The sequence below is a fragment of the Variovorax ginsengisoli genome (genome assembly GCF_030486595.1).
In the GTDB taxonomy this organism is placed as follows: Bacteria; Pseudomonadota; Gammaproteobacteria; order Burkholderiales; family Burkholderiaceae_C; genus Variovorax; species Variovorax ginsengisoli_B.
Genome location: NZ_JAUJZH010000050.1, coordinates 25,894 through 35,410, shown reverse-complemented (window position 1 = coordinate 35,410; position 9,517 = coordinate 25,894). Strand labels below are relative to the sequence as shown.

9 protein-coding genes are annotated in these 9,517 nt (G+C 64.4%); 2 read left to right on the top strand and 7 right to left on the bottom strand.

The genetic code is table 11. From position 1 onward, the window contains the following. Window positions 1–447: 447 nt before the first annotated feature. The gene (locus QZH52_RS37000; protein ID WP_301816269.1) at window positions 448–933 is read right to left on the bottom strand and encodes a DUF2938 domain-containing protein; all 486 of its coding nucleotides are present in this window, start codon (window positions 931–933) and stop codon (window positions 448–450) included. Between the two features lie 504 nt (window positions 934–1,437). On the opposite strand from QZH52_RS37000, the gene QZH52_RS36995 reads away from it, so the two are divergent. Next, entirely contained in the window at window positions 1,438–2,250 is an 813-nt protein-coding gene (locus tag QZH52_RS36995) for a helix-turn-helix domain-containing protein (protein WP_301816268.1), read from the top strand. 77 nt (window positions 2,251–2,327) lie between these two features. On the opposite strand, the gene QZH52_RS36990 is transcribed toward QZH52_RS36995, so the two are convergent. From QZH52_RS36990 to QZH52_RS36970, 6 genes are all read right to left on the bottom strand, one after another. Beyond that, window positions 2,328–2,630 (bottom strand): cytochrome-c peroxidase, encoded by a 303-nt coding sequence (locus tag QZH52_RS36990; protein ID WP_301816267.1) that lies wholly within the window; start codon window positions 2,628–2,630, stop codon window positions 2,328–2,330. A gap of 178 nt (window positions 2,631–2,808) precedes the next feature. After that, window positions 2,809–5,160 carry an NADP-dependent malic enzyme gene (locus QZH52_RS36985; protein ID WP_301816266.1) on the bottom strand — a complete coding sequence of 784 codons (2,352 nt, stop codon included), beginning with the start codon at window positions 5,158–5,160 and terminating at the stop codon, window positions 2,809–2,811. A gap of 125 nt (window positions 5,161–5,285) precedes the next feature. After that, a complete protein-coding gene (locus QZH52_RS38935; protein ID WP_436411676.1) occupies window positions 5,286–5,801 on the bottom strand; it encodes a cation:dicarboxylate symporter family transporter in 516 nt (171 codons plus the stop codon). Window positions 5,802–5,825: 24 nt separating this feature from the next. Continuing rightward, window positions 5,826–6,098, bottom strand: a complete 273-nt coding sequence (locus QZH52_RS38930; RefSeq protein WP_436411675.1) for a cation:dicarboxylate symporter family transporter — start codon at window positions 6,096–6,098, stop codon at window positions 5,826–5,828. 216 nt (window positions 6,099–6,314) lie between these two features. Continuing rightward, on the bottom strand, window positions 6,315–7,292 hold the full coding sequence (locus tag QZH52_RS36975; protein ID WP_301816265.1) for a tripartite tricarboxylate transporter substrate-binding protein: 978 nt from the start codon (window positions 7,290–7,292) through the stop codon (window positions 6,315–6,317). A 30-nt stretch (window positions 7,293–7,322) separates the two neighbouring features. Continuing rightward, window positions 7,323–8,489, bottom strand: a complete 1,167-nt coding sequence (locus QZH52_RS36970; RefSeq protein ID WP_301816264.1) for a mandelate racemase/muconate lactonizing enzyme family protein — start codon at window positions 8,487–8,489, stop codon at window positions 7,323–7,325. A 103-nt stretch (window positions 8,490–8,592) separates the two neighbouring features. On the opposite strand from QZH52_RS36970, the gene QZH52_RS36965 reads away from it, so the two are divergent. Next, window positions 8,593–9,489: a LysR family transcriptional regulator gene (locus QZH52_RS36965; protein ID WP_301816263.1), complete on the top strand. Its 897-nt coding sequence runs from the start codon at window positions 8,593–8,595 to the stop codon at window positions 9,487–9,489. Window positions 9,490–9,517: the final 28 nt, after the last annotated feature.

Sequence of the window (9,517 nt, the reverse complement as noted above, 5' to 3'; positions counted from 1 at the left end):
AGGGGTTGGTCTCGGTCTTGGTGATCAGGCCGATCACGGGCTCGGCGGCCTGGGCGGGGAACTGGGCGGCCAGCGCGGCGGAGGTCAGGGCGGCGGCGAGGGTGAGCTTGAACATCGGGTTGTCTCCTGTTTGCCAAAAAGTATTGAGGACGGGCAACAGAGTTTGGAATCCCGTAGTTAATAAATCAAGTGGATTGATTAATGGAAAACCCGGGGTTTGGTGACCGGGTATTTCAGGGAGGGCGAGGCGGGACCAAGCAGCAAAGCAAGCGTCGTGCGTGCGTGGTTGCTGCTCGAAGCGACATCAGGAACCGGTTACCTTGGCAACCGACATCCAGGTCAGTACCGGACAAGAACTGCAAGACCTGCTATCCGAAGGGAAGGGCCGCGGGTACTTGGTCACGGCCACGCAAGTGCTGAACTGAGTTCCCAGCAGCGAGTCGAGCGTCAAAAGTATGCGATGCCTGCGGCGGCGACGTACAGGCCGGCTCCAAACACCGCGTGGTTCGCAATGGTGCGTACGCAGTTCCAGACAGGAGCCTTGGTGTTGGAGCCGGCAAACCCAGAACCCATGGCGGGTTGCATCACAAAAAGCGGCACTGCCGCAGTGACCAATCCGAAGGCGAGCGCATGGAGAATGGTCGGTTGGCCTGCCCAATCTGCGCCCATGACTGCAACGAGCGCGGCAGCGTAGGCAATGCCGACCCCATAGTGCATGAGCCAGCCCAGCGAGTGTTCGCCGCGTACCGGTGCCGCCTCGGCGATGGACGCATGTGCAAACCGCCCTTGTGCCATTTGCCCGACCCACCTGCCAACCAGCCGCCAATCGGTGGTGGATACTCCGAGTCGGGAGAGGATAAGCAGCCACATATCCATGACCGCAGTGCCGATGACGCCGATGAGGACAACGAGGCCGATGCTTGGCAATGACATGAAGGTCTCCTGTTCACGATGCGGTGCAGTTGTCGGGCCGCGCGTCCGTGTTCCCGACGCGACTCGAGGGCAGTGCCGGTCCTTCCAGGTGCTCTCAGGCGGCGCAGCCACGGCTGGCCGAATCGGCCGTGGCGCAATCACAGCTGGTGCAGCCGGAGCGAGCGCAGTCGCACGTGACACAGGCGCAGCTGCCGCACTTGCAAGGGGCGCACTTGCAAGGGGCGCACTCGCAGCGGGTCGGTTGAGCGGCGGCGGACGAAGACGCGGCGGCTGGGGTGCAGGTGGCGAAGGAAGTCATTCAAGGGCTCCAGAAGGGGTTGGTGAGGCCTGAATTGTTCGCGCGGAGACCGTTATGGACTTGAACGCAGAGGCTGGATTGGCAGCCTTTTCATTCAACACCGCTGATGGCGGCCGCGGCCGAACTGGCCCGCCAGGGCGGCCATCCGGTCAGGGCTTTCGTGGCAGGCGGGTGGTCAGTAGACTGGTCGGCAGAGCCGTTCAACCATGCGCACGCACCCCGCAACCCGCTATCGAGGCGATTTCGTAGCCTGGACCGGCGTTTGCGGATTCATAGGCGAAGGCGGCGGTGCCCCCATCGAGCCGCACTCGCACTACGCCATCCAGTTGGTCGTGGGCGCTCCCGCGGGCTTGCGTGTGCGGCTCGGCCGTCACGGCGAATGGCAGGCGTGTGCCGCAGCACTGGTGCCGTCCCGGGCGGTGCACACCATCGACGTGAACGACTGCGACATCAGCCTGGTACTGTTCATCGAGCCGGAGACTCCTGAGGGGAAGGCCCTTGCCACTCGCCTGCAACATGGGCCCGAGCTCCTCGACACCGGCACGGTGGCGGTCGCTGCAAAGCGTCTGGAACAAGCTTGGCGGGTCGAGAAGAGCTACGAAGCGGTGCAAGCGGTGTGCATGCAGCTTGTCCGGGACCTGTCCGGAGCGGCGCCGAGGGAGCCGTCCGACCCGCGCGTCCTCGCCGCCATCGAGTACATCCGCCAGCGGGTCGACGAGAGCGTTTCGCTCCCCGAGGTGGCCAAGGCGGCGAATCTCTCGCCGGAGCGCTTCCGGCACCTGTTTGTCGAGGAAACGGGCATGCCCCTGCGGACTTACGTCCTGTGGCGGCGACTCTTGCACGTCTGGACACTGCTCATGGCCGGGCAGAGTCTCTCGGCCGCGGCGCACGCGGCCGGCTTCGCGGACTCTGCGCACCTCTCGCGCACGGCGCGAACGATGTTCGGGCTGCCGCCCTCCGTACTGCAGATGCGCGGTCCCCTGAGCTCGCAGATGCGCGAGCGACATCACTTGGCCTGAACGACGGGGCCGGTGAACGTTCCCAAGAATGCGGCCAGGTCCCGACTGTCGGCGGCGGAAGACGGATGGCCTGCCGGTCAGCGTGCTTCTCGCCAGCTTGCGCCAGTTCGCTGTGGCCCAGGACTGCCTCGGGCGACCCGGGCATAGTGCTCCACCACCTCCTCGACGCTGGTGAACTGCTCCGCGACGTCTTCGAACGGACCGAGGGCTTGCGACCAGGCCCTGTCCTTGCGACCGTCCCAGAAGCAAGGCGAGTGCGCGGCGCCCATGACCGGCATGGTCCGGCGCTTGCCGAGACCGATGCCCTGGCCGAACTGGCGACCGTCCTGAAACTGCTTGTCTGCGGAATGGCAGCTGGCCCGGACCGGGCCGGCCAGCAAGGTCGCGCCGCGTTGCCCCAGGTTGCGGCAGGGCATCGACGTAGCTGGCCCCGATGCTGAGGCGGCATCCGCGACACGCGTCAGCCAGCAGCAGGGCCAGGACCGGCGGCAAAAAATGCAGGTGGAAGGCTTTCATGAGCGTCACCATATCGAAGCCTGGCGCGGCCAGGTCGAACTCTCAGGAGAGCAATTGCTCTCGAAACGGCACTGCTTCATCTGAGCGCTCTGCATTCGCATCCGCGACCGTCAGTGCGGTCATGTTGACGATTCGCCGCACCGTTGCGCTCGGCGTGAGGATGTGCACAGGCTGCGCCGCGCCGAGCAGAACCGGGCCGATCGATATGTTCCCGCCGGCAGCCGTCTTCAGGAGGTTGTAGGCGATGTTCGCGGCGTCGAGGTTGGGGAACACGAGCAGGTTGGCGTCTCCGGCCAGGGAGCTGCGCGGCATCATCGCGGCGCGTTGCTTGCCGTCGAGCGCCACGTCGCCGTGCATCTCGCCGTCCACTTCGAGCCAAGGTGCTTGCACCCGGAGCAGCTCGAGGGTCCTGCGCATCTTGAGCGCCGTGGGCGAGTTGCTGCTGCCGAAGTTGGAGTGCGAAAGCAGAGCCACTTTCGGCTTCAGGCCGAACCGCAGCATCTCTTCGGCGGCCAGCGCGGTGATCTCCGTCAACTCCTCGGGCGTCGGGTCATGGTTGACGTGCGTATCGACCAGGAACACCTGGCGGTCCGGCAGCACCAGCCCATTCATGCAAGCAAAGATGGGGATGTCCTGCGCGGTGCTGTCCGCTCCGCCGGGGCGCTTGCCGATCACCTGGTCGATGTAGGGCAGGTGCACCTGCGTGGTTCCCCAGGTGCCACAAATCATGCCGTCGACATCGCCGGTGTGAAGCAACATGGCGCCGGTCAGCGTGAGGCGGCGACGCATTTCGATCTTGGCGGTCTGGACGGTCACGCCCTGGCGCTCGCCCATGCGGTGATAGCTCTGCCAGAACTCCCGGTAGCGACAGTCCTGTTCGACGTTGACGATGTCGTAGTCGAGCTCCTCCTTCAGGCGCAGGCCGAACTTCTCAATGCGCTGCGCGATGATGGCCGGGCGGCCGATCAGTGTCGGTCGGGCGATCCCTTCATCGACCACGACCTGCGCCGCACGCAGTACGCGCTCTTCCTCTCCCTCGCAGTACGCCACGCGCTTCTTGGGTGCACGCTTGGCCGCGTCGAAGATCGGCTTCATCGTGGTCCCGGAGGCATAGACGAAGCCTTCCAGCTTCGCTCGGTACGCGCCCATGTCGCTGATCGGGCGCAACGCCACGCCACTGTCGGCGGCTGCTTGCGCCACCGCGGGTGCGATCCGCGCCATCAGGCGGGGATCGAAAGGCTTGGGGATCAGGTATTCCTGTCCGAAGCTCAGCTTCTCGCCCGCATAGGCGGCGGCCACGCGTTCGCTTTGCTCGGCCTGCGCCAGATCGGCAATCGCCCGCACCACCGCGATCTCCATTTCATCGGTGATCGTGGTCGCTCCCGCATCCAGCGCGCCGCGAAAGATGTAGGGGAAGCAAAGCACGTTGTTGACCTGGTTCGGATAGTCCGCCCGCCCGGTGGCCATGATGATGTCATCCCTGACCGATCGAGCATCCTCGGGCGAGATCTCCGGGTTCGGGTTTGCCAGGGCGAAGACCACGGGGTTGGCCGCCATCTTCGCCACCATCTCGGGCTTCAGCACACCGCCGGCCGACAGGCCGAGAAATGCGTCCGCGCCTTCGATCACCTCGGCGAGCTTGCGATGCTTGGTTCTCTGCACGTACTGACGCTTGTCGTCGTCCATCAGCTCTTCCCGTCCTTCGTAGACCACCCCGGCCAGGTCGGTCACGAAGACGTTCTCCCGTTTCAGGCCGACTTTGAGCAGCAGGTTCAGACAGGCCAGCGCCGCCGCGCCGGCGCCCGAAGTGACGAGGCGGATCTCCTCGATCTTCTTGCCAGCCACCTTGAGCGCATTCAGCATGGCCGCTGCCACGGTGATGGCGGTGCCATGCTGGTCGTCGTGGAAGACCGGAATCTTCATGCGCTTGCGCAGCTCGCGCTCGACGTAGAAGCAGTCGGGTGCCTTGATGTCTTCGAGATTGATGGCGCCGAACGTCGGCTCCAGTGCTGCGATCACATCCACCAGCTTCTTGGGGTCCTTCTCATCGATCTCGATGTCGAAGACGTCGACGCCGGCGAACTTCTTGAACAGGACGGCCTTGCCCTCCATGACCGGCTTCGACGCCAACGCGCCGATGTCGCCAAGCCCGAGCACGGCCGTGCCGTTCGAGATGACCGCGACCAGGTTGCCTCGCGCGGTGTACTTGAAGGCCGTGCTCGGGTCGCGCACGATCTCCTCGCATGGCGCGGCGACGCCTGGCGAGTAGGCGAGCGAGAGGTCCCTTTGGTTGAAGAGAGGCTTCGTCGCGGCGATCGCAAGCTTGCCCGCGGGCGCCTGCGAGTGATAGTCGAGCGCAGCCTGGCGGAAATCCGAGTTTGTAGGTGAGGACATGACAGTAGGAGAAAGTCAGATGTGCAATGGGAATGTTCATGAAGCGTCGATGACCACGGGCTCGGGCTTGGGCAGCCGGGCCTTCCCGCGCAACGGCGTCTTGTCGCCCGTCACCTCGCGCCACATCACCTCATAGAAGGCACCCTCCCATTTGGCGACCGCAATCGTTCGTTCCCGACCAGGTTGGTGATGGCCCGCGCCTCGTTGAGGAAGCGATCGACGCCCAGGAGGAGCACCAGTCCGGTGACCGGGATGGTGTGCATGCTGCCCAGCGTGGCGGCCAGCGTCACGAACCCCGCGCCGGCGACACCCGCCGATCCCTTCGACGTCAGCATGAGAACACCCAGGATCACCAGCTGCTGTGACCAGCTCAGGTCGATGTTGGTGGCCTGCGCCTCGAGGAGCGCCCCGATGGTCAAATAGATCGCCGTGCCATCGGGGTTGAAGGTGTAGCCTGCCGGCAGCACCATGCCGACCACCGTCTTCTCGCACCCGGCGCGTTCGAGCTTCTTCATCATCTGGGGGAGCACCGATTCCGTGGATGCCGTCCCGAAGGTGATGAGCAGTTCCTCCCGGATGTAGCGCAGGTAGGAGAAGAGGGAGATGCGGCAGATTCGTGCAACCGTGCCGAGCACGACCACGATGAACGATGCCGAACATGCCGTTCAGGCCCAGGTCGAGAGAAGGGCCTTGGCGCCCACCTTGCCAACCTCCTTCAGGTCGCCCATGCGAGCGATCCCCACGACGATGGTGGCGAAGATGACTGGGGCCAGGAGCATCTTGATCAGCTTGATGAAGCCGTCGCCAAGCGGCTTCATGTCGGCGCCCACTGTGGGGTAGAAATGCCCCAGTGCAACGCCGAGCAGAATGCCGATCAGAACCTGGATATAGAGCCGGCGATACCAGGGCTCTTTCATGGAACTCGTCGAACTGGTCATGGTGTTGTCTCCTTGCCTGTCATGGCTTCCGACTGCCACGGTCGGACACGTTTGGCTTGATGGCGGGGTTCTCGAAGGACATGTGGGCAGGGCCGCCACATGGATGGCGTGGCGAAATTTGGGCGCACGCCTGCCCGTGGTCGGGCCCACCGGGCCCGACGCTGTTGTCGCAGAGGGAGAAGGCTCGCGCTCTATCGGCCCGCTGCCTTCTTCACGTCAGTCGGCGTATTCGCCGGCGTCCTTGATCACTTTGGCCCAGCGCGTCTTCTCAGTCTCGACGAACTTCCGGTGGCTGGCCGGGTCGAGCCGCTCGTCGGTGACCACCGTGAGGCCAAGCGCTTCTTCACGCTTGATCAGTTCGGGATCCTTCAAGGCCGTGCGCAATGCCGCGTTGAGCTTCGCGAGCACCGCAGGCGGCGTGCCCTTCGGCGCGTACAGCCCATGCCACACCTGAACGTTGAAGTCCTTCAACCCGGCTTCGGACAGCGTCGGCGCATCCTTCAGCGCGGGCAGCGGCAGCCGCTGCAGACTGGTGATGCCGTAGACCTTGACCTTCTTGCCTTCGATCTGCGGCACGGCGTTGACCGCCTGCTCGCACATGAGGTCGACTTGCCCGCCGATCAGGTCGGTCATCGCGGGCGCGGTGCCCTTGTAGGGCACGGGCGTCATGGTGGTCTTCAACGCGCTCTGGAACATCAATCCGCACAGATGCGAGGCTGAACCGAGCCCCGCGTTGGCAAGGTTCACCTTGGTGCCGTTGGCCGCGATCCACTGGCGCAGCTCTGCGAAGTTGTTCGCCGCCAGGCCCGGTTTTCCGATCAGGACCGACGGTGCTTCGTTGATGAGACCCAGGGTCTCGAAGTCCTCCGGCACCTTGTAGCTGAGCTTGCGGTACAGCGCGGGCGCGGTCGCCATGCCGATGTGGCTGACCAGCAGCGTATAGCCGTCGGGCGCCGCCCTGGCCACCTTGGCCGCCCCGATGGTGCCCCCCGCGCCGATCGTGTTGTCGATGATCACGGTCTGCCCGAGCGGCTTGCGAAGCGCCTCGGCCAGATCACGGGCAATCTTGTCGGTTGGTCCGCCGGCCGCGAAGGGCACGACGATCGTGACGGGCTTGTCAGGAAAGTTCGCGCAGGCCAGCGTGGCTGACCCGGCCAGGGCCACGCCGGCGACGTGGCGCCAGAGCTTGTTCATGTCTTGTCTCCGTTGTGGTTCGATGCTGCGTCAGGCTGAGAGCGCCTGCATCTCGCGATACAGGTCCGCCTTGCCTTCGAAACCGATGCCGGGCAGGTCGGGCAGCGTCACGAAGCTGTTCTCGACCTTCACGCCATCGGGAAAGCCACCGAAGGGCTGGAACAGGTCCGGGTACGACTCGTTGCCGCCCAATCCAAGGCCGGCCGCGATGTTCAGCGACATCTGGTGGCCACCGTGCGGGATGCAGCGGCTGGCCGACCAGCCATGCTCCTTGAGCATGTCGAGCGTGCGCAGGTATTCGACCAGGCCGTAGCTGAGCGCGCAGTCGAACTGCAGCCAGTCGCGGTCCGGGCGCATGCCGCCGTAGCGGATGAGGTTGCGCGCGTCCTGCATCGAGAACAGATCCTCGCCCGTGGCCATCGGGTTCTTGTAGAAGTTGCGCAGCGCGGCCTGCAATTCGAAGTCCAGCGGGTCACCCGGCTCTTCGTACCAGAACAGGTCGTACTGCGACAGGGCCTTGGCATAGGCGATCGCTGTTTCCAGATCGAAGCGGCCGTTGGCGTCGACGCAGAGCTTCTGGCCGTCTTGCAGGACTTCCATGATCGAGTCGATCCGGCGCAGGTCCTCGTCGAGCGAGGCGCCACCGATCTTCTTCTTGACCACCGTGTAGCCGCGGTCGATGTAGCTGCGCATCTCGTCCTGCAGCTTCTTGTGGTCCTGCCCGGGGTAGTAGTAGCCGCCGGCCGCATAGACAAAGATCTTGCGGTTCGGCTTGCCGTCGCCATAGCGGTCGGCCAGCAGTTGAAACAAGGGTTTACCCTCGATCTTTGCGACCGCATCCCAGATCGCCATGTCGATCGTGCCGATCGCCACCGAGCGCTCACCGTGGCCGCCCGGCTTCTCGTTGGTGAACATCGTGTTCCAGATCTTGTGCGGGTCGAGGTTGTCGCCGGTGGCGTCCACCAGCGAGGCCGGTTCCGCTTCGAGGATGCGGGGGATGAAGCGCTCGCGCATCAGCTTGCCCTGCCCATAGCGGCCGTTCGAATTGAAACCATAGCCGACCACCGGCTTGCCGTCGCGAATCACGTCCGTGATCACGGCGACCAGGCTCAGAGTCATCTTGCTAAAGTCGATGTAGGCGTTGCGGATGGGCGAGCTGATGGGGAAGGTCTTCTCGCGGATTTCGACGATCTTCATGGTTGTCTCCGAGTGGGTTTGAAGGGGAGACTGAATGGTCGGCGACGCCGACTTTTTCGGCCAATGTTCAATTTCTCAACTTCTATGCGCTGGACGAACCGCTATGAATCTGATCTGGCTGGATGACTTCCTGGCGCTGGCGGCCACGGGGAATTTCTCGCGTGCGGCAGATGACCGCCACAGCTCGCAACCGGCCTTCAGCCGGCGCATTCGCGCACTGGAGGAATGGATCGGGGCCGACCTGTTCGACCGCAGTTCGCAGCCCGCTACGCTGACCGAAGTCGGAGAGTGGTTCGCCGGCGTGGCCCAGGAATTGAACGCCAGGGTGGCGCGGGTGCCCGGCGACGCCAAGAAGATCGCCGAGGCAAGCTCGGTCACTATGCGAATCGCGTCCACGCACGCTCTGTCGTTCACATTCCTGCCGCGATGGTTGCGCAGCCTCGAATCGCATACGACGCTCGGCCCCGTGCAGCTGATGTCCGATGTGCTCGAGCGTTGCGAAGCACTGATGTTGCAGAGCAAGGTTCAGTTCGTGCTGAGTCACGCGCACAGCAAGGCACCAGGCGCGCTGGATGCAGAGCCCTACAGCTCGGCTCGGATTGGCGAGGATGTCCTGGTCGCTGTGTCGGCGCCAAAAGAAGGTGGTGGCGCGCGTCACCATCTGCGGATCGGCGGGGGTGCGGTCCCCGTGCTCCAGTACACGGAGGAATCGGGATTGGGACGCATCACCCGCGCCGTGCTGGGGCGCAGGCTGGAAGCGCTGGGGGTCCAAATCGTTTTCACCGCGCACCTGGCCTCGGTTCTGCGGACGATGGCGCTCGATGGCAGGGACATCGCGTGGCTGCCGCAGACGCTTGTAGAGGATGACATTGGCCAGGGCCGCCTGGTCGCTGCAGCCAATAGCGAGTGGGCCGTCCCGCTGGAAATCAGGCTCTACCGCGACAGCGAGCTTTTGGGGAAAGCTGCCAACGCCTTCTGGAATACGGCTGTCGGTGGCTGAGCGGCGCCGTTCATCACTCGCCGCCCTT